Raw genomic sequence first — 20232 nt, forward strand, 5'->3', positions numbered from 1 at the left:
CAGAGCGCGGCTTGGTCGTGACAGGCAGAATGTGACGCTATGGAAACTGTTGTTGAGCTGACCGGCATCCGGAAATCCTTCGGCGGGGTACGCGCCCTTCAAGGTGTGGATTTCGCTCTGCGCAGCGGCGAGGTTCACGCCCTGCTCGGCGAGAACGGCGCCGGCAAATCGACGCTGATGCGCGTTCTGGGTGGTGAATACATCCCTGAATCTGGAAGCGTGAAGGTCCGCGGCCACGAGCAGCGGTTCAAGGGGCCGATGGATGCGCTCGATAAGGGCATCGCCATTATTCACCAGGAAATGGCGCTGGCGACGGATCTCACGGTGGCGGAGAATATCTTTCTGGCCGAGATACCCTCGGTCATCTCCTGGCGGGACCTCAACCGGCGCGCCGCGGAGCTTATCTCCAGCCTGGGCTTTTCGATCTCGCCATCCGCGACCGTGTCCGATCTGTCTGTTGCTCATCAGCAGGTCGTCGAAATAGCCAAGGCGCTCTCCAAGAATGCCAGCGTGATGGTGTTCGACGAGCCGACGGCGGTTTTATCCGTGCAGGATGCCGAGCGCCTGCTCGGCATCATCCGGACACTACGAGCGCGCGGCGTCGGCATCATCTACATCTCTCATCGCCTCGACGAGGTGTTTCGCATCGCCGACCGTATCACGGTCATGAAGGATGGTGCGTCCGTCCAGACCGTGGAGCGACAGGACGTTGCGATCGACGACGTCATCCGCATGATGGTCGGCCGATCGCTGAAGGCTCTTTTCGGAGACGACCTCGAACGGCCGATCGGCGCAGAAGTGCTGCGGATCGAGGAGCTGTCGGATGGTGCGCGAATTCGAGGCGCGTCGCTCTCTGTCAAGGCAGGCGAGATCGTCGGGCTTGGCGGACTAGTTGGAGCCGGTCGCACCGAGCTGGTGCGCCTCATCTTCGGCGCCGAGAAGGCCCGTTCGGGCAAGATCTTTCTGCATGGCAAGGAAGTGCGCGTGAACAACCCTCGCGCTGCCGTTAAGGCAGGGATAGGGCTTGTTCCCGAAAGCCGGAAGGAGCAGGGGCTCGTTCTCGATTTTCCGATCCGCGTCAACGCGACGATGTCGAAGCTCGGGCCGCTGGTCAATGCGTTCGGTTTCGTGCGGCGGGCGGCAGAAGGCGCGACCGTCGAAAAGCTGGCGGCGCGCCTGCGTATCAAGGCCGGCAGTCTCAACGATCCCGCATCGAGCCTTTCCGGCGGCAATCAGCAGAAGGTCGTGCTCGCCAAGTGGTTTCACGCCGACGGCGACCTTCTGATCTTCGACGAGCCGACCCGCGGCGTCGATGTCGGCGCAAAGACCGAGATCTACTCGCTCATCAAGTCGCTTGCGGCCGAGGGCAGGGCGGTGCTCGTCATCTCGTCCGAACACATCGAGCTCTTCGGGCTGTGCGACCGCATTCTCGTGATGCGTGAGGGAGAACTGACGGGGTCGCTCGACCCGCAAGACTACACCGAAGAGAAACTGCTGAAGCTGGCGATGGTCAATACCGTCTCACAGGCCGAAGCCATCGCGACCAGCAACTGATTGGGTTAAAGCCGTGACCGAACTCACCGAAACCGCTCACCGTTCGCCTTCGCTGAACATTTCCAACATCCTGCACCGCTACGGCACGCTGGCCATCCTGATCGCCCTGCTGATCGTGGCGACCTCGATGTCCGACGTGTTCCTGACCCAGCGCAACATCATCAACGTTCTCCGACAAAGCGCTGGCACCAGCCTGATGGCGATCGGCATGCTCTTCGTCATCCTGACCCGGGGTATCGATCTCTCGGTCGGTTCGGTGGCAGCGCTCGGCAGCGTGCTTTCGGCGATCGTCATCCAGGACTACGGCACCGGCGGAGCGGTCGCGACCGCCCTGATCGCCGGCGCAGCCTGCGGCCTTGCCTCCGGCGTCCTCGTCGCCTTCCTCAAATTGCCGCCCTTCGTGACGACGCTTGCGATGATGACGGTCGCGCGTGGTCTCTCCTTGATCGTCTCCGCCGGACAGCCCATTCAGATGGGCGACGCAGGGATCTGGATCACGACGTTTGGCTCCGGCTCGATCGCCACCATTCCCTACCCCGTCGTGCTGATGGCGATCGTCTTCGTCATCGCCGGCATCGTCCTGACCTTCACGCGCTTCGGACGCCTGGTAAAGGCGATCGGCTCGAATGTAGAAGCCGTGCGACTGTCCGGTATTCCGGTCGCCTATTACACCACCGCTGTCTATGTGATCTCCGGAGTGCTCGCGGCCGCGGCCGGTATCGTTTCGACGAGCCGCACCGGCATCGGCTCGGCCAATATCGGTGTCGGTTCGGAGCTCGACGCGATCGCTGCCGTCGTGATCGGCGGCGCCAGCCTGATGGGCGGCCGCGGTGGCGTCATGAACACCTTCATCGGCGTGCTTGTGCTTGGCATTATCGCCAATATGATGAACCTTGCCCGCGTGCCCGGCTATCACCAGCAGGTCTTCATGGGTTGCATCATCATCGGTGCGATGCTCCTGCAATATGCCTCCAACTGGTTTCGCAAGTAGTGTCCGCCTCCTGCAGGGGTAAGTAGCATGCCAAATGATCTCTTCCTTGCCATCGACGTAGGCACCGGCAGCGTTCGTGCCGCCCTCGTCGACACCAGGGGCAAAATTCTTGCGGTCTGCAGCCGCGAGCACGAGCAGATCGTTCCGCAATTCGGCTGGGCCGAGCAGCGTCCGGAGGATTGGTGGGTGGGCGTCGTCGCCACGGTCCGGGAGGTCCTGGGACAGGTTGCCGATGCGCGCTCTCGCGTGGTTGCCGTTGCAGCCTGCGGCCAGATGCACGGCACGGTGCTTGTCGACGACGATGGGGAGTTGGTGCGCGAGACCGCGCCGCTCTGGAACGACAAGCGGACCGTCGACTATGTGACGGCCTTCGAGGCCGCGCATGCGCCGAACGATTATCTTTCCGATTGCGCCAACCCGCCGACGCCCGCCTGGCCTGGCTTCAAGCTGCAATGGCTGCGCGACCACGACGCATCTGCCTACAGCAAAGCTTCCGCCGTGCTGATGCCAAAAGATTACGTCAATCTGCGCCTGACCGGCCAGATCGCCATGGATCGCAACGACGGCGGGGCAAGCTTTCTGATGGATCCCCGTAGCGGCGACTGGTCGCGCAAGATGATCGCGCTGCTCGGGCTCGATGCCAATAAAATGGCGCCGCTTCGCAATCCGACGGAGATTTTGGGTACCGTCAGCGAGAACGCTGCGATCGAGACCGGGCTGCGCCAGGGCACGCCGGTGCTGGTCGGCGGGGCCGACTATCCGGTGGCTCTTTTGGGATCCGGCGTATGCCGGCCGGGCGTAGGTTCGGAGGTGATGGGAACCTCGGCAATCATCACCGCGATCGCTGCCAAACCGCTTCTTGATCCTTCAATCTGCAACGTCGGCACTGTCGAAGGAAACTGGGGCGCCTTCATGCTTCTGGAGTCCGGCGGCGACGCCATGCGCTGGGCAAGACGGGCGTTCGACGAGAAGAAATCGTCCTATGAGGACATTGTCGCAAAGGCTGCCGAGGCACCTGCCGGATCCGATAAGCTGTTCTTCATGCCGTACCTCACCGGTGAGCGGCTTGGCGAGCATCGCAATGCGCGCGCGCAATTCTTCGGGATCGGTGCCGCGCATGGTCTTGCGCATATGCACCGCGCGGTGCTCGAAGGCGTCGCATTCGCCACCAAGCGCCATATCAATATTCTCGATCGCATTTCCGGTGCGCCGCTCGAGCGGGTCATTGCCTCGGGTGGCGGGGCGAAAACCGAGCTTTGGATGAAGATCAAGGCCAGCGTCTACGGTATTCCGATCCTGGTTCCCTCCGAACCGGAATGCGGCCTGGTCGGCTGCGCGATCATGGCGGCGGCGGCAACCGGGCAGTTTTCAGGCGTGGAGGATGCAGCCGGGGCCTTTGTCTCCTACGCGCAGGAAATCGAGCCCGATCCGCGCTGGGCTGAAACCTATCGGCCGATGCAGGCCTTCTTCGAGAAGCTCTATGCGCACAGCCAGGCCCTCTACAACGATCTCGACGGGCTGCCGCAATGACAAAAAGAGCCGTACTTTTCGACATGGACGGCACCCTCGTTGATAGCGAGGGGCTGCATTTCGATGCCATGAAACAGGCACTGCTCCAGATGGGATACCACGTGCCGGACGCGCTCGCTGATCGCATGACCGGCATGAGCGGCGCCGATTGCCACGCACTGCTGCGAGAGGCGATCGGTTTCAAGCCATCCTTCGATGATTATGTCGAAGGCAAGTATCGATGCTATCTGGCCGGCGCTGCCAGACTAGAGCGCCGCCGTGGGGTCGATGCCGTTTTGAGATTGCTCGCAGAAACGGGCACCCGTTTCGCCATCGTTTCGAATTCGGACCGCATGCTGGTTGATGCCAATCTGCGAGCTGCATGCCTGCAGCAGCCCGGACTTGTGACCGTCAGCCGAAATGACGTCGTGCGCGGAAAGCCGGATCCCGAACCCTATCTCAGGGCGGCGCATCTGCTTGGCGTCAGTCCCGAAAACTGCATCGTGGTCGAGGACAGCACTCCCGGCGCCGTTGCTGGTCTTGCTGCGGGAATGACCGTCATCGGATGGCCCGAGCCACATAGGACCGACCTCGTCTTTCCGCCGTCGGCGATCCTGGCCGATCCCAACGATCTGGCTTCAACGCTGGCCGGCCTACTTTCTGCCTTTCCTTTGCAAACGACCCTTCAAGGATGCGACTAATGTATCTCGATAAGTTCAAGCTCACCGACAAGATTGCCGTCGTCACCGGCGCCGCGCGCGGGATCGGCTACGCCGCCGTCGAGGCGCTGGCGGAAGCTGGAGCGAAAGTCGTGCTGACGGACATGAACGATGCCTTGCTCAAGGAAGCAACGGCGACGCTTGCCGCCAAGGGCTACGGCGTCGACAGCGTCGTGCTCGACGTTACCGATGTCAAAGCTGTGCAGGCGGCCCATGACGAGATCGTCGCCCGCCATGGCCGGGTCGACATCCTCGTCAACAATGCCGGCATCGCCATCAGCAATCATCCGGCCGAAACCATGGCAGACGATGTCTGGAACAAGGTGATCGACGTCAATCTAAACGGCGTTTTCTGGTGCTGCAGGGCGTTCGGCAAGTCGATGCTTGATTGCGGCTCCGGCACCATCGTCAATGTCGGCTCGATGTCCGGCTTCGTTGTCAATCGCCCGCAGGAGCAGGCGAACTACAACGCCTCCAAGGCAGCCGTTCACCATCTGACGAAGTCGCTCGCCGCCGAATGGGGCGCGCGCGGCGTTCGCGTCAATTCGGTGGCGCCCACCTATATCGACACGGAGATGAACAAGTACGTTTACGAGGACGCCGAGATGTACAGGCACTGGGTCGGCGGCACCCCGATGAACAGGCTTGGCCGCACGGACGAGGTCGCTTCCGTCATCCTGTTCCTCGCCAGCGACGCATCCAGCCTGATGACCGGCTCGATCGTGCTCGCCGATGGAGGCTACGTATGTTGGTGACGGCTGACATCAAGCCGCGCGGCGCACGCTTCCCCGGCCGCTATATCCAGGCAACGGGCGCGATCGGGCTGCTAGGGCAGGAAGCGCAAGGGTATGGCAAGCGTGCCGTGGCCCTGCTCGACCGTGGCATTTTCGGCATGCTCGAAAAATCCGTGTCGGACGCGTTCGATGGTCGCGCCGATGTCGAGCTCGTGCGTCACGGAGGAGAGTGCTCGGAAGCTGAAATCGCCAGCCTCGTCGCCCGTGCCAGGACTGCCGCAGCCGATGTCGTCATCGGTATCGGTGGCGGCAAGGCGCTCGATACGGCAAAGGCGGCTGCCCGCGATCTCGGATTACCAGTGATCGTGGTGCCGACGATCGCCGCTTCGGATGCGCCGTGCAGCGCGCTCGCGGTCGTCTACAACGAGGACGGCACGGTCGCGTATGACAGCTTCTTGCCTGCCAATCCCGACCTGGTTCTTGTCGATACGGCCCTGATCGCTGCCGCGCCCGCGCGCTTCCTGTCGGCCGGGATCGGTGATGCGCTGGCAACATGGTACGAGGCGGATGCGTGCCGACAAAGCGGTGCGTTGAACTGCATGAAAATGCCCGGCCTGCCCCTTGCATTCGAGGTTGCGCGGTTTTGCCGGGAAACAATCCTGGAGTTCGGCGCAGCGGCGCTCACGGAATGCGATGCGAAGACGGCGGGACCGGCAATCGAGCGGGTCGTGGAGGCCAACATTCTCCTGTCGGGGATAGGCTTTGAATCCGGCGGCGTGGCCGCCGCGCACGCGATCCATCACGGCCTCTGTGAGCTGGAAGATGTGCATCATCACCTGCACGGCGAAAAGGTGGCCATCGGCGTGCTGGCGGGGTTGAAGATCCAGGGCCGGCATGACGAATTCACGCGGGTTCGCGACTTTTGCCGATCGGTGCGGCTTCCGACGCGGCTGACGGATATCGGGATTGCCGAGGCTTCGCGGGAGAAGCTGGAAATTGTCGCGCGACGTGCCTGCCGAGCCGGCGAAATCATCCACAACGAGCCGATGCCGGTCACCGAAGGAATGGTGATCGAAGCGCTGGCGGCGTTGATCTAATCGATGGAGTAAGAACTATGGGTAAAAACGAGGCGTTCGCGCCGAACTTCCTTGATGGTAAGACGGTGGTGGTCTCGGGCGGCACGAGCGGCATCGGTCTGGCCGTCGCGCAAGGCTTCGCCGGGGAGGGAGCCCGCGTGCTCGCCACAGGTAGCTCCGAACGCCGGCTTGACGATGCCCGATCGAGCTCATCCGCTACGATCACGTTCTCAAAACTTGATGTGCGGGACGGCGCCGCAGTCGATCGATATTTTGCCGATCTGCCGACGCTCGATGTGCTGGTCAATTGCCAGGGCATCGCGCGCCCAGACAGTGAGTGGGACGAGGATGTCTTTCTCGATGTCATGGACGTCAATCTGAGCAGCGCTATGCGTCTCTCCCGCGCTGCCTTTCCGTTGCTCAGGAAGAATGGGGGAAGCATTGTCAATTTCGCGTCGATGCTGAGCTATCTGGCCGATGAAAGCGTCCCTGCCTATACAGCAAGTAAGACGGGCATCGTCGGGTTGACACGCGCCATGGCGCATAAGTATGGCCGCGACGGCGTCCGTGTGAACGCGGTTGCGCCGGGCTATCACCGCACGGAGATGACGAAGCCGCTCTGGTCGCAGCCGGATAGCGAAGCGAAAATCGCCGAGCGATCGGCACTGAAGCGCTGGGGAACGACCGAGGACCTCGTTGGCCCGATCCTGTTTTTGTGTTCGCCAGCCGCCGCGTTCGTGACTGGCGTCACGCTGCCGGTCGACGGTGGTTACAGCGTCGGGTGAAGACGTAGCCTGCTGATTACGGTCGACTGACAGTGCCAATTCCCGGACCCGGGGCTGCGACATCTACGGGCTTTCCGAAGACCTGCCGAAGTCGGCGGTTCAATTCCTCGAAAAGCTGTGCTGTTGTGCCCTTCGAGTGGGATGCGATACCTCCGGCATGGTCGGCCCAGCCGGAGATCCAGCAGAGTGCTAGTCCGACTCTTTCAGAGGTCCATTACCATCTCGTGCCAGGCGATGCCGCCGTGGTCCGATTCTGACGGCCGGACATATCTGTAACCCATCTTCTCGTAGAGGGGCACGTGCCGATCCTTGCACATGAGGTGGATCGTCTCTTTGCGTGCCGCTCTCATCTCGTCAATAAATCGTTGCATCAGAAGCTTCGAATAGCCCTTTCCCTGTTCAGCAGGGGCGACCACGACCGACATGATGACAGCGTTGGGTGCAGCCGGATCGTGCCCGACGAGTTCCTTGAACGCCTCATCGGACATGACGACCTCGTACGCGCAGCCGCTGTTGATAAATCCTACGATCTTTCCCTCTGCCTCGAGTATCAGGAAGCCCTCCGGGAACTGAGTGATCCGATTTTCGATCTTTTCGAGGGTGGCCGCCTCGTCGCCTTCGTAGGCTGATGTCTCGATCTCGAAGCATCTGGCCGCGTCGCTAGGTGTCGGTCTGCGGAAGGAGTGTTGTCTGCCAAGGCGCAATCCCTTTCATATCAAGGCCTGTCTTGTTGCGGATCGGCCGGGCCGCAAGCCATGTCAGTGGCACTGGAACGAGTTCGACGGCCGAAATACGATCCGTTTGGGCTTCCATGCTGACAATCTCAATTTCCGTCAAATGGCGAAACACTTTAGAACCAGAGATCGCGCACGCATCGCCCCTTTGATGGCAGATCGGTAAACGTCACCAATCCGTCGAAATGATCGATCGCTAGGTCTGCTACCGCCTCGGGTGCCGCGAGCCTGACATTGACCGCCATCCGCCGTCGCCCATCCGGCTCCAGCACCAGGCCACGCCAAGCGAGTACGCAGGCGCAGGTAGGGCAGAACAGGATCTCAAGCGGCGACTTGTCCTTTCCCGAGCGCGTGTAGGAGGCGGTCGGTCCGGTGACCGCAACTCGGTAATCTTCGTAGTCATAGGCCCAAAGCGTGCCGTACCGGCGACACATTGTGCAATTGCATGATGTTATGGATCCCGGATCACCCTCCAGCCTCCATTGCGCCTTTCCGCAATGACATGAGCCGATCATCATGAAATGAGCTCCTCTTGTGCAGTCGACGCGCTATGTTGCCGGATTGAACCCTCCACCGCAATTGCTGTGACCTGGCAAAATGAGCGAGACGTGAGCGTCTTACCGGTCCGCTCGCGGTCGGATTGAAACTGAGACCTCATAGCAATTCCTTGGGCAAACGATCAAACGGCAACAAACGAGCGGCGCCGGGCTCGCGCGGCAAAGACGGGGCGTCACACGGTCCCTTTACCTCAGGAAGGCAACAATCGAATTGGCGATTTCTGAGGTGTGCGTCTCCACTGCGAAGTGGCCAGCATCGAGTAGACGAACCTCGGCATTTGGCAGATCACGTCGGAACGCTTCGGCACCTACCGCCAGAAAGAATGGATCCTTGTCACCCCAGATCGCCAGGAGCCGTGGCTGATGTTCGCGAAAATAGGCCTGGAAGGCAGGGTACATGGCCACGTTGCTCGCGTAATCGAGCGCAATGTCGAGCTGGATTTCCTCGGCATCAGGGCGCGCCATGTAGAATGCGTCCAGCGAATAGCCGTCCGGTGAAATGAGCGGCAAACGCGAGACGCCGTGTTCGTATTGCCAGCGAATGGCCGCCGGTTTCATGATCTCGCGTAGCGCTTCTCGGTTGGGCTTCGTCGGGTCGGCCCAGTAACGCCTGATCGGCTCCCAGACTTCTCCCAAAGCGTCTTCATAAGCGTTGCCATTCTGAGAAATAATCGCCGCCACACGCTCTGGGTGCCCCATTGCGATCCGGAACCCGATCGGTGCTCCAATGTCGAAGGCGTAAAGAGCGAACCGTTCAATGCCCAGGATCTCGATGAACCTTGTGATCACATTGGCAAGATTGTCGAACGTATAGGAGAACTTAGCTCGAGACGGTGAATCGGATTGCCCAAAGCCGGGAATGTCGGGCGCGATCAAATGAAACCGGTCGGCAAGCATAGGGATCAGATCGCGGAACATGTGGCTCGAAGACGGGAAGCCGTGAAGCAGCAGCAGGGTCGGCTTCGACGGGTCTCCCGCCCTTCGATAGAAGACGCTGATGTCGTCGACGTCAACACGGTGATAGGTCGGATGGTTCATCTCCAGTCCGCCCTAGAAACCAAAATCGCTGAGACCGGGATGGTCGTCCGGACGAGGGCCTTGCGGCCAGTGAAACTGGCGGTCCTGTTGGCGTATCGGAACGTCGTTGATGGATGCGAAACGCTTTTGCATCAAGCCGTTGGCCTCGAATTCCCAGTTCTCGTTCCCGTATGAGCGGAACCAGTTGCCGCTGTCGTCGTGCCATTCGTAAGCGAAGCGAACCGCGATACGATTTTCGGTGAAGGCCCAAAGCTCCTTGATGAGGCGATACTCAAGCTCGCGCTGCCATTTACGCGTGAGAAAACCGACAATAGCCTCGCGCCCGTTCACGAACTCTGACCGATTGCGCCATTGACTATCGGGAGTGTAGGCGAGTGCCACCTTTTCCGGGATGCGACTGTTCCACCCATTCTCGGCTAACCGGACTTTTTCCGTTGCCGATGCCAGAGAAAAAGGGGGAAGGGGCGGTCTTGTGGTTTCCATGTCTATTCTCCAATCGCTTCGAGGCGAGTTCGCAACGCCAGATTCTCGGCTTCCAGTTGGGCCAGGCGCTCACGCAGCGGTGTGACGGCGTGCTCGATCTCACGCTCGGTGTATCGCGGGGTTATATGTTGAGGACAGTTCCAATCGAAGGCCTCCAGCCGGAGCTTGAAAATCCGTTCCGCCTTGGCCCGGTATCCGGCGTCGGTAACGAGGCTGGTCAGCGCGGTGTCGACGTCAAGTGTCAGTTTCTCGACATGCATGTAAATCTTAAGACGTGCTCGCCGTGGGTAATCGACCAGGAAGAGGCAGGCTCGGTCGTTCGCCGTGAAGTTTCCGGTGCTGATATATTGGCGGTTGCCCCTGTAGTCCGCGAATGCCAGCGTCTTGCTGTCGATCACCTTGAGGAAGCCCGGTGGGCCACCGCGATGCTGCACGTAAGGCCACCCCGTTTCCGAGACGGAGGCCATGTAGAAGCTGTCGCGTGACGCGATGAAGGCAAGCTCACTTTCGGTGAAGCTGTCGGACTGGCGGTGATGATCCCCCAGCCAGATTTGATCCGCCCCCATTTCGGCCTGCGCCTGCCGCACATTCGCAGTGATGGCAACGTCCAGGAAATGATACGGCATAGATGATCTCCGTATTTCGGTTACCCACTTAACTGCAGCGAAAGTGCGACCTTAGCTCACCAGAGCCTTGGCCGCACCTTTAACCAGCATCTCATCGCTCACTTGCTTGCAATATTGCGATCCAGGAAGTCGTTTATAAGCGGAGCCGCAACGTCCAGCTTCTCCTCGAGTAGGAAATGGCCCGAATTCAGGATATGAACCTCGGCGTCTGGAAGGTCCCTGAGATAGGGATGAGCGCCCGCCTCGGGGAAGATGTAATCGTTCTTGCCCCAGATGATCAGCGTGGGTGGCCTACGCTCGCGAAAGAAGTTCTGAAAGTCGGGATAAAGCGGCAGGTTCGTGCGGTAGTCGTAGAGCATATCGAGCTGAATGTCGCGGTTGCCCGGCCGATCCAGCAACGCTTGATCATGAACCCAATTGTCAGGACTTATGCGCGAAACGTCTTCCATGCCGTCGGTGTATTGGAACTTCGTCGTTTCCAGCGTGACGAGGCCATTGAGTGCCTCGCGGCTCTTGGACGAACCATCGGACCAGTAGGTCTTGATCGGATCCCAAAATGCCTTCAACCCTTCGTCATAGGCGTTGCCGTTCTGGATGATTAGCCCGCTGACGCGTTCTGGGTGTTTCAGTGCCAGGCGGTAACCAACCGGCGCACCATAATCCATGACATACATCGCGTAGCTTTTGACCGCCAAGTGATCCATCAGCTTGTCGACGACGTTGGCGGCACCGGCAAACGTGTATGCGAATTTGTCATGATCGGGAGCAGCGCTTTGGCCGTAACCGGGATAGTCCGGCGCGATGACATGGTAGCGATCTGCAAGCAGCGGTATCAAGTTGCGGAACATGTGTGAAGACGTTGGAAAGCCGTGCAGAAGCAGCACGACGGGAGCGTTGGCGGGGCCGGCCTCGCGGTAGAAAATGTCGATACCTTCGATAGTCGCGGTTCTGTAATGGACCGGAAACGGGGCCTTGCGAACGTCTGCCGAAATTGTTGCGGGAACGGCATCTGCTGCTGCTGCCGCGGTCGTCATTGTGGCAGTCGCAAGCATCAGACATAAAACCAAGCTACGCATGATAGTCTCCCAGTAATAAAGATGGAACGAAAGTTTCATTCAAACGAACCGCTTGCTCATGCCAGCGGGACTGCCGCCATTGCGACAAACGCACCCACGGCGTTGGCAACCGCGGACGCCGAACGTTTGATGCGGATTCGGTGCGGCTCAAACGATGTAGCCCTCTGCCGATCGGGCTTCGTCGAAGCTCCGATACCCAACGATTATGCGGGATTGGGATCACTCTCAATTGCGATCTACGTCCGATGCAACTAGACCATGGCATTGTCGCCATAGACCTTGGTATATCGAATAGTTCTTACGTAACTCACAGAAAACCCGTAAGAATTTCAATTGAGGCATTGGCAGTTGGGTGTCGAAAAATCTGCGCGGAGCATATTGTGGATAGAAAATCGGAAGCCGAACCTATCATCGATCTGATACCCGCGATGGTTTGGTCCGCGACGTCGGACGGGATGCTGGATTTCGCCAACCAGCACTTTCTCGAATTTATCGGTGCGCCGCTCGAGGCAATATCGGGTGTCGGCTTTTATCAGATCTTCCATCCAGACGACACCGCGCGTCTTGCTTCGGAGTGGCATGCCATCATGGCGTCTCGCCGCGCGCGCGAAGTTGTCGGCAGGATCCGACGTAAGGATGGCCAATATCGCTGGTGCACGCTTCGACAGAAGCCCCGTGTCGATGCCGAAGGCGATGTCGAGAGGTGGTATGGCGTGGTTCTGGATATCGAGGACCGCAAGCAAGCGGAAGATGCCCTGCAAACGACAAAGACAGCACTTGCCGCGAGCGAAGAAAATCTCAGCCGGATCATCAACTCGCTGCCAGTACTCGTCTGGTCAGCGCGCCCTGACGGGAGTGCCGACTTCGTCAATCAGAGTTGGTTGGATTATGCCGGTCTCCCGGCGGAGAAGGTCCTCGGCTGGGGCTTTCTCGATCTGTACCATCCCGACGATGTTCCAGGCATGGTCGACATCTGGAAACGAGATCTCGCTCATTCTGACCACACGGTCCTCAAGGGGCGTATTCGCGGGGCGGACGGAGAATACCGGTGGTTTTACTTTTCGGGCCGCAAGCTGATCGACGCCAATGGAACTGAGCGCTGGTTCGGCGTCAACATCGACATCGACAACCTCCAATCCGCCGAAGACGCACTGCGAGAGGGCGAGGCGGCTCTGCGGGAAAGCGAGCGGAAACTCAATCTCATCGTCAACACGATACCAGCCATGGCCTGGTCTTGCACGCCTGATGGTGCCTTGGAATATTGGAACCAGAACCTTATCGATTTCGTCGGGTTGCCATTCGAAGAGATCGTTGGGTTTGGGTTTTATCGGATGTTCCACCCTGACGACGTCGAGCTGATGCGAACGTCCTGGGAAGAGATCCTCCGATCGAAACGCGGTCGCCCCGTTGATGCGCGGATCAGACGGGCCGACGGCGAGTACCGATGGTTCAATCTGCGGCAGAACCCGCTTCAAGATGCCGATGGAAACGTTATCAGGTGGTATGGCGTGGTGGTTGATATCGAGGATCGCAAGAGGGCGGAAGAATCGTTGCGGCAGAGCCAAAGCGACCTGGCCCATGTCACGCGGCTGACGGCAGCGGGTGAACTTGCCGTGTCGATTGCCCATGAGGTCAACCAGCCACTAATGGCGATCGTTACGAACGCCGGCACCTGCCTGCGCTGGCTTCAGCCCGGCAACACCGATCTGGAGCAGGCCCGATTGGCAGCGGAGAGAATTGTTAAAGATGGCCATCGCGCCGGAGACATCGTCGCCAGTATCAAGGCAATGGCTCAAAAACTCCCTGCAAAGATCGAGCAGACCGAATTGACCTCTGCGGTGCGCGACGTTCTCGATCTCCTGCGGGGAGAGCTCTTCAAACGAGCGATCGAGGTCACTCTGGATATGCCTGATCTCCCTGTCGCAGTCCTCGGGGACCGAACGCAGCTACAGCAGGTCGTGTTGAATCTGGTCATGAACAGCGCCGAAGCAATGACAGCGTCTTCACGGGAAAGACGGATTCACATCCATTGTGCTGTCGACGAGCCTCGTCTTGTCACAGTGAGCGTGTCGGATACCGGACGAGGGGTCGCTGTGGACGAGGTCGATCGCCTGTTCGAAGCATTCTACAGCACAAAAACCGACGGCATCGGGATGGGACTGTCGATATGCCGTTCGATCGTTGAGGGCCACGGAGGGCGTATCTGGGTTTCGGCCCCAGACCGCGACGTTGGCAGCGAGTTCAGGTTCATCTTGCCAACGGTGGAGGTCAGGCCCGATTATGATCGATGATCGTAAAAGAGGACAGCCAACAGTCATTGTTATCGATGACGATGAAAGTGTCCGCAATGCCCTGAAGGGACTGTTCCAATCGGTGGGACTGATTGCCGAAACCCATGGTTCCGTGAGCGAGTTTCTTGCCGCGGACGATCCCGATCGAGCAGGCTGTATTGTTCTTGATATTCGCCTGCCGGGTCAAAGTGGCCTGGAGTTCCAGGAGGCATTGGCGAAAAGTCGGCATCCGCGATCCGTGGTGTTGATCAGCGCCCATGTCGACGTGGCGATGGCCGTTCGTGCCATGAAAGCAGGAGCCATCGATGTGCTGACCAAGCCGGTGCGCGAGCAAGACCTGCTGGAAGCGGTGAACCGTGCGTTGGTCGATGACCAGGCAAGACGCGATAAGGCAAACGAGGCAGCCGCTCTGCGCCTGCGATATTCCAAGCTCACGCACCGCGAGCGGGAAATCATGACGCTGGTCGTCGCAGGCAAGCTCAACAAGCAGATCGCCGCCGAGATCCAACTCGCCGAGGCGACCGTCAAGCTCCACCGCGGTCATATGATGCGCAAGATGCTCGCCGCCTCGGTCGCCGATCTGGTAAGGATCGCGGCTGTTCTCGATAACTAGAGATCATTTGCTCTTCGTCGCATTGCGTACCGGCTCACGATCATCTGAATGGCAATTGGTCGCGTTTGCGGATTGCAAGCCCAATGGGCGAAGATGAGCGGGACACCGGAGGACTCTGCTCCGGCGTCTCAGGTTCATGCTACCAAGCCTTTGGTGAGCTCCAGTGCTTGCCGCTCGAACAGCCGGCGGTAGATGCCGTCGGTCAGGCGCACCAGCGCCAGGTGGTCACCTTCCTCGACGATCTTACCCTTGTCGAAGACCAGCAAGCGGTCCAGTGCCCTGACGGTCGACAAGCGGTGAGCGATCACCAATGTCGTACGGCCTTCCATCAGGCGTTCCATCGCCTGCTGGATCTGCACTTCGCTCTCACTGTCGAGGCTCGACGTTGCTTCGTCGAGTATCAGCACAGGCGCGTCGGCGAGAAACGCACGGGCGATCGCGACACGCTGACGCTCACCGCCCGACAGCTTCACGCCGCGCTCGCCCACCATCGTTTCATAGCCTTTAGGGAGGCCCATGATGAAGTGATGGGCGCTCGCCTGTTTGGCCGCATCCTCGATCTCGCGCCTCGATGCCTGCGGCCGGCCATAAGCGATGTTTTCGGCCAGCGTACGGTGGAACAGGATCGGTTCTTGCTGGACAATGGCTATCTGGCTGCGCAGGCTCGACTGCGTCACCTTTGCGATGTCCTGTCCATCGATCCGGATGGAGCCGGAATTGACGTCATAGAGGCGCTGGATCAGCTTGACGAAAGTCGTCTTGCCCGATCCCGAATGACCGACCAGACCAACGCGTTCGCCCGGCTTGATGGCGACGGAGAAGTCGTCATAGAGCGGCGTTGGATGTGCGCCATATTGGAAGGTGACGCGATCGAAAATGATTTCGCCCCGACCGATGGCGATCGCATTGGCACCCGGTCTGTCCTCGATACCAAGCGGCGTCTTGTCGAGCAGTACCAGCTCCTCCATGTCGTTGACGGCGCGCTGCAGGTTGCGGATATCCTGTCCGACGGAGCGCAGATACCCTTGCAAGACGAAGAACATCGCCAGCACGAAGGTGATATCGCCTGGCGTTGCAAGGCCCTTCTGCCACATGACGAGACCGGTGCCGAGGATGCCTGCTTGCATCGAAACCATCATGAAGCCCTGGATCGTGCCGTTCAGCGTGCCGCGCTGCCAGGTCCGCCGCGTACGACTATCCCATTTGGCGAGAACGTGGCTAAGGCGGTCTTGCTCGCGGTGTTCGGCGCCAAAAGCCTTAACCACAGAGTTGCAACTGATCGCGTCAGCAAGCGCGCCGCCGAGCTTGGTATCCCAGGCATTCGCGAGCTTGGCCGCAGGCGAGACGTAACCCATTGAAAGCAAGACGGTGACGGAGATGTAGATCAACGACCCGGCCGCGACAATGAGCCCCATGACCGGCCAATAGCTGCCGAGCACGATGCTGGCGCCGGCGAGCATCACGACCGATGGTAGCAAGGCCACCAACAGCAAGTCGTTCAGCGCATCGAGCGCCCACATGCCGCGTGTAATCTTGCGCACCGTGGAGCCGGCGAAGCTGTTGGCATGCCAGTCAGTGGAGAAGCGCTGGACCTTGTGGAAGCCGCTATTGGCGACATCTGCCATGATGCGAAGCGTTAGTCGAATGATACCGTTGAAGATGAACCAGCGCAGCACGACGCTGGTTATGCCGAGCGCCACGACGATAACGAAGGCGCGGATTGCGCCATCGGCCGCGTTACCGCCGGCGATAGCATCGACGATCCGGCCGGAAAAGACCGGAACCAGAACTTCGGCGAGGGTGCTGGCAACGACCAGCAGGATAATATTGCCGACGAGGGCAGGGCGATGCGTCCATTGACGAAATACAAAGCCGAGCACGTTACGATAGGCATCTGCACGGAAGTCGAACTTCTTGCGAGTCATTTTAACCAGTCCGGCGCCATATCAAGGGCGGCCGGCCCCAAAATCGAGAGTGATGGACACAGCCGGAACGGAAGACGAAATAAACCCGGCAGATCGGTGGCGCTGAGAAAGACGTTGAAACCGGTTACCGCGTGCCCTGGGCGGGCCGCGAATTGGAATGACCTAGTGTCGGTTCATTCCGGACGGGAGGCTTTCGATGAATGCTAATGTCATGCAACGCCTCCCTTGTTTGATGTGCATCGGTTGAGATTTTTTGTACCGGACAAATCCGGTCTTGCCAACCAGATCTTTTCTACTTTGCAGAGAATGATGCCGCGGCGACACATCACCCGGACGTTCTGTTGGATTTCTGAAAGATTGGCTGATCGAGCGCAGGCGATATATGCTTCACCGGCATGACCGCGAAGGGACGGGCCAACACGGTTTGCTTCGCTACTCCGCTACTCCGGTTGTTCGGAGATCTGCGAAGTATCAGTCTGGTTTCCTGTGCGGTCTTGTGTGTATTCCTATGGAAGGATCGCATAGGCGGCTGTGGCCACGGGAAAGTCGTCGTGGCCACAAGCATCGCTGCGAACACCTGGTAGGTTTGCGAACCTAGCACCGCTTTTAAGACGTCGACGATGCTAAGCAGTACTTCTTCGCCAGTGGCGGTGTCCGGCAGTGCGTTTTTCGTTCGTCTTAGACGAGGTTCATACCACCATCGACGTTCAGTTCGATCCCGTTGACGAAACTTCCAGCATCGGATGCGAGGAAGAGGGCGGCGCGCGCCAGTTCCAGCGGGCGTCCCAAGCGCCCCGCGGGGATGAGCGAGGCCATTTGCTTTTCGAAGTTCGGGCGGTCGGCTTCCAATACCCCAAGCTTGGCGAGAATCTCAGTCTCGACCGGGCCGGGGCTCAGAATGTTGACCCGAATCCGTCTCGCCTTGAACTCCATTGCCCAGTTCTTCGCAAACGCGGCGGTGGCCGCTTTGGAAGCTGCATAGACAGTGTGATCCGGCAAAAACTTCGTAGCCGCAAGTGAACTCGTCACGATAATGCTGCCGCCATTGCGGATCAGTGGCGCAATCGTTTGTACGCCGAAGAAAACGCCTCGCGTGTTTATGGCGAAATGCCGGTCGTAATCATCCGGTGTTACGTCTGCGGATTTAGTGAGATTGATGACACCTGCATTGGCCATGTAGATATCAAGCCCGCCGAAACGGCTTTCGACGAGTTCTGCAAGCTTGCGATGATCGTCGAGACTATCGACACTCCCGACGAATCCGACAGCAGAGTGCCCGATTTCGTTCACTGCGTTGTCAACGACATCCTGACGTCGGCCAGTAATGATGACCTGGGCTCCTTCTTGTGCGAAAAGCTGGGCGGTTGCCTTGCCGATCCCGCTGTTACCGCCCGTGATGACTGCTACCTTGTCTCTGAGATGATGCATTTTCTTGTCTCCTTTGAACAACAGCTCAGATAAATGCTCCCACCCTTCGCCGTTAGTTGGTAAACAGGCACATGATCTGTGCCGCGGAGGTGCGAATGCCAAACCTGCTGAGCGAAACGTCGGGATTGATGGCCTTTGTGCGGACGGTAGAGGCCGGCTCATTCAGTGCAGCGGCTCGCGATCTGCAGACGACGCCTTCGGCGATCTCGAAGAGTGTGGCGCGACTGGAAAAGAAGATCGGCGCGCGCCTTTTCCTGCGTTCCACGCGTGCGCTTACCCTTACCCAAGACGGTCACATCCTCTTCGAACGAGTCGCGCCGTTGCTGCGGGATCTGGATTCCAGCGATGAGGCTATCCGATCCGAGATCACGCCTTCGGGTCGCCTTCGGATCAGTATGCCGAGTGAGTTCGCGCCGCTACTGCTGCCGCGCCTGTTTGACGGTTTTGCGTCCGAACACCCGAACTTGCGTCTCGATGTCGGTCTCACGGATCGGTTCGTCGATCTGATCCGGGAGGACTACGACGTCGTGCTTCGTGTGGGCAATCCCGCGCCGGCAGATCTCATGGTTCGTCGTCTGGCAGAACTGCCAATGGTCGTCGTTGCAGCCCCGGATTTCATCAACGGGATGGAGCCTCCTGAAACTGTGGAAGCCTTGGCGGCTATGCCTTTTGCCCGATATTCGCTGGGAGGGATACCGCAGCCACTACGTTTGGCGGATGGAATGAGCTTCATTCCCTCCGGGCGCGTTGATTGCGATTCTGGTGCGGGCCTCATACATGCCGCTCGTAGCGGGCTTGGTGCGGCATACGTTCTACACTGCCTTGTCGCTCAGGAATTGGCCGCCGGCACCCTCATATTGCTCGCACCCGCCATACCATTTCCGAAGCTGCCACTGAATGTCCTTCACGCCTTTGGCCAGACTGCGCCCGCGCGCGTGAAACTTTTTTGCGACTTCATGGCCCGCGAGGCAAAACTGCTGGAAGCAGTGTGAGACTAGTCCGCTATAGCTGTTTGAGGCCCGCCTCATGAGGAGCCAGCCGCGCGCATTGCCGGCGGTATGGTTTCCCATGCCCGTATCAAATCACCGATGGAGCCGGCTTCCATTTTGCGCATAGCGTTGGCTCGGTGCAGCTTTACCGTGACTTCGCTTATTTGCAGGTCGAAAGCGATCTGCTTGTTAAGACGCCCGCGCGCCACCTCGCAAAGGATCTCACGCTCGCGATGAGTCAACGTTTGCAGGCGCTCAACGTTGCGTTTAACGACAATCGCTTCAGCGCGGCGCGCCGTATCCAATTCGATGCCGGTAATGACCGCATCGAGCAGCGTCTGGTCCCGAACCGGCTTGGTAAGAAAGTCCACCGCGCCGGCTTTCATCGCTTGCACGGTCATCGGAATGTCCCCGTGTCCAGTGAGAAAGATGATTGGCTTCAGGTTGCCGCTTCTTGCGAGATGATGTTGAAGGTGAAGCCCGCTCGCGCCTGGCATGCGGACATCGAGGATCAGGCAACCTGGGCTGTGCAATATGTCGTCATCGAGCACGTCCTGTGTCGAGGCGAAGCTAACGGCTCGCAAGCCTGCCGAGAGGACGAGCTCCGATAAAGCTTCTCGAACCGCAGCGTCATCATCCACAATAATTACAACCGGTTGTTCTGCCTCATGCCGGCGATGCAACGAAGGCAGCGCCGATCTTCGAGGTTGTTGTTCCACGCTCATATCACCCTCCATTCCTCGATTTTCGTAAAGCCTCTGCAATTGCTGATAGCAGTGATGGCGCGTCGAAGGGCTTTCGGAAAAAACCACTGATCCCCTGGGCGCGCCCCTGGTCTGCGATTTCGTGGCGGCCTGTCACTAGAAAAACGGGCAGTTCCGGGCGCGCTTTCCGTATGATGTCGCGAAGCTCGAAGCCGTCTATGCCCGGCATGCCAATGTCTGTGATTAGGACATCCAAGTCCGAGAGGCCATGAACGAGCAAATGCTCAGCCGATCGGAAGCAGCATGGGTTAAAGCCAGCGGATTCCAGCAATTCTCCAAGCGATTCAAGCAGCCTTGGATCGTCATCGACAACAGCGATCATCGGTCTGGTATTCTCCAT

The 20232-nt window shown here is 59.3% G+C and carries 20 protein-coding genes; 10 read left to right on the forward strand and 10 right to left on the reverse strand.

Annotated features, from left to right (window positions below):
- Window positions 1–39 precede the first annotated feature (39 nt).
- The 7 genes from QTL96_RS28840 to QTL96_RS28870 are packed head-to-tail and all read left to right on the forward strand — an operon-like array spanning window position 40 to window position 7368.
- Complete coding sequence (locus QTL96_RS28840) at window positions 40–1554, forward strand: sugar ABC transporter ATP-binding protein (protein WP_289730137.1); 1515 nt, start codon at window positions 40–42, stop codon at window positions 1552–1554.
- Window positions 1555–1567: 13 nt separating this feature from the next.
- The gene (locus QTL96_RS28845; RefSeq protein WP_289730138.1) at window positions 1568–2545 is read left to right on the forward strand and encodes an ABC transporter permease; all 978 of its coding nucleotides are present in this window, start codon (window positions 1568–1570) and stop codon (window positions 2543–2545) included.
- 27 nt (window positions 2546–2572) lie between these two features.
- Complete coding sequence (locus tag QTL96_RS28850) at window positions 2573–4075, forward strand: FGGY family carbohydrate kinase (protein WP_289730139.1); 1503 nt, start codon at window positions 2573–2575, stop codon at window positions 4073–4075.
- On the forward strand, window positions 4072–4755 hold the full coding sequence (locus QTL96_RS28855; protein WP_289730140.1) for an HAD family phosphatase: 684 nt from the start codon (window positions 4072–4074) through the stop codon (window positions 4753–4755). The genes QTL96_RS28850 and QTL96_RS28855 overlap by 4 nt, the downstream gene beginning before the upstream one ends.
- Window positions 4755–5528, forward strand: a complete 774-nt coding sequence (locus QTL96_RS28860) for an SDR family oxidoreductase (RefSeq protein WP_289730141.1) — start codon at window positions 4755–4757, stop codon at window positions 5526–5528. The genes QTL96_RS28855 and QTL96_RS28860 overlap by 1 nt, the downstream gene beginning before the upstream one ends.
- Window positions 5519–6604 (forward strand): glycerol dehydrogenase, encoded by a 1086-nt coding sequence (locus QTL96_RS28865; protein WP_289730142.1) that lies wholly within the window; start codon window positions 5519–5521, stop codon window positions 6602–6604. The genes QTL96_RS28860 and QTL96_RS28865 overlap by 10 nt, the downstream gene beginning before the upstream one ends.
- 17 nt (window positions 6605–6621) lie before the next feature.
- Window positions 6622–7368, forward strand: a complete 747-nt coding sequence (locus tag QTL96_RS28870; protein ID WP_289730143.1) for an SDR family oxidoreductase — start codon at window positions 6622–6624, stop codon at window positions 7366–7368.
- Window positions 7369–7571: 203 nt separating this feature from the next.
- On the opposite strand, the gene QTL96_RS28875 is transcribed toward QTL96_RS28870, so the two are convergent.
- The 6 genes from QTL96_RS28875 to QTL96_RS28900 form a co-directional block, all read right to left on the reverse strand.
- On the reverse strand, window positions 7572–8072 hold the full coding sequence (locus tag QTL96_RS28875) for a GNAT family N-acetyltransferase (RefSeq protein ID WP_289730144.1): 501 nt from the start codon (window positions 8070–8072) through the stop codon (window positions 7572–7574).
- A 146-nt stretch (window positions 8073–8218) separates the two neighbouring features.
- The gene (locus QTL96_RS28880) at window positions 8219–8620 is read right to left on the reverse strand and encodes a GFA family protein (RefSeq protein WP_289730145.1); all 402 of its coding nucleotides are present in this window, start codon (window positions 8618–8620) and stop codon (window positions 8219–8221) included.
- Window positions 8621–8845: 225 nt separating this feature from the next.
- A complete protein-coding gene (locus tag QTL96_RS28885; protein WP_289730146.1) occupies window positions 8846–9697 on the reverse strand; it encodes an alpha/beta hydrolase in 852 nt (283 codons plus the stop codon).
- A 12-nt stretch (window positions 9698–9709) separates the two neighbouring features.
- Window positions 9710–10180, reverse strand: coding sequence for a nuclear transport factor 2 family protein (locus QTL96_RS28890; RefSeq protein WP_289730147.1), 471 nt, complete (start codon window positions 10178–10180; stop codon window positions 9710–9712).
- A gap of 2 nt (window positions 10181–10182) precedes the next feature.
- Window positions 10183–10806: a pyridoxamine 5'-phosphate oxidase family protein gene (locus QTL96_RS28895; RefSeq protein ID WP_289730148.1), complete on the reverse strand. Its 624-nt coding sequence runs from the start codon at window positions 10804–10806 to the stop codon at window positions 10183–10185.
- A 98-nt stretch (window positions 10807–10904) separates the two neighbouring features.
- Entirely contained in the window at window positions 10905–11882 is a 978-nt protein-coding gene (locus QTL96_RS28900) for an alpha/beta hydrolase (RefSeq protein WP_289730149.1), read from the reverse strand.
- Between the two features lie 380 nt (window positions 11883–12262).
- On the opposite strand from QTL96_RS28900, the gene QTL96_RS28905 reads away from it, so the two are divergent.
- Window positions 12263–14173, forward strand: a complete 1911-nt coding sequence (locus QTL96_RS28905) for a PAS domain S-box protein (protein WP_289730150.1) — start codon at window positions 12263–12265, stop codon at window positions 14171–14173.
- Window positions 14163–14786 (forward strand): response regulator, encoded by a 624-nt coding sequence (locus QTL96_RS28910; protein WP_112943132.1) that lies wholly within the window; start codon window positions 14163–14165, stop codon window positions 14784–14786. Before QTL96_RS28905 ends, QTL96_RS28910 begins: the two co-directional genes overlap by 11 nt.
- 134 nt (window positions 14787–14920) lie before the next feature.
- On the opposite strand, the gene QTL96_RS28915 is transcribed toward QTL96_RS28910, so the two are convergent.
- Window positions 14921–16711 carry an ABC transporter ATP-binding protein gene (locus QTL96_RS28915; RefSeq protein ID WP_289730151.1) on the reverse strand — a complete coding sequence of 597 codons (1791 nt, stop codon included), beginning with the start codon at window positions 16709–16711 and terminating at the stop codon, window positions 14921–14923.
- A gap of 678 nt (window positions 16712–17389) precedes the next feature.
- Window positions 17390–18139, reverse strand: coding sequence for a glucose 1-dehydrogenase (locus QTL96_RS28920; protein WP_289730152.1), 750 nt, complete (start codon window positions 18137–18139; stop codon window positions 17390–17392).
- A 95-nt stretch (window positions 18140–18234) separates the two neighbouring features.
- Here QTL96_RS28920 and QTL96_RS28925 point away from each other — a divergent pair, with 95 nt between their 5' ends.
- On the forward strand, window positions 18235–19131 hold the full coding sequence (locus tag QTL96_RS28925; RefSeq protein WP_113197069.1) for a LysR family transcriptional regulator: 897 nt from the start codon (window positions 18235–18237) through the stop codon (window positions 19129–19131).
- Between the two features lie 32 nt (window positions 19132–19163).
- Here QTL96_RS28925 and QTL96_RS28930 read toward each other — a convergent pair whose 3' ends face one another.
- A complete protein-coding gene (locus QTL96_RS28930) occupies window positions 19164–19853 on the reverse strand; it encodes a response regulator transcription factor (protein ID WP_113197103.1) in 690 nt (229 codons plus the stop codon).
- Window position 19854: 1 nt separating this feature from the next.
- Window positions 19855–20232: a response regulator gene (locus tag QTL96_RS28935; RefSeq protein ID WP_289730153.1), complete on the reverse strand. Its 378-nt coding sequence runs from the start codon at window positions 20230–20232 to the stop codon at window positions 19855–19857.

Origin of the sequence: Rhizobium sp. S163 (genome assembly GCF_030380805.1) — a bacterium.
Lineage (GTDB): Bacteria > Pseudomonadota > Alphaproteobacteria > Rhizobiales > Rhizobiaceae > Rhizobium.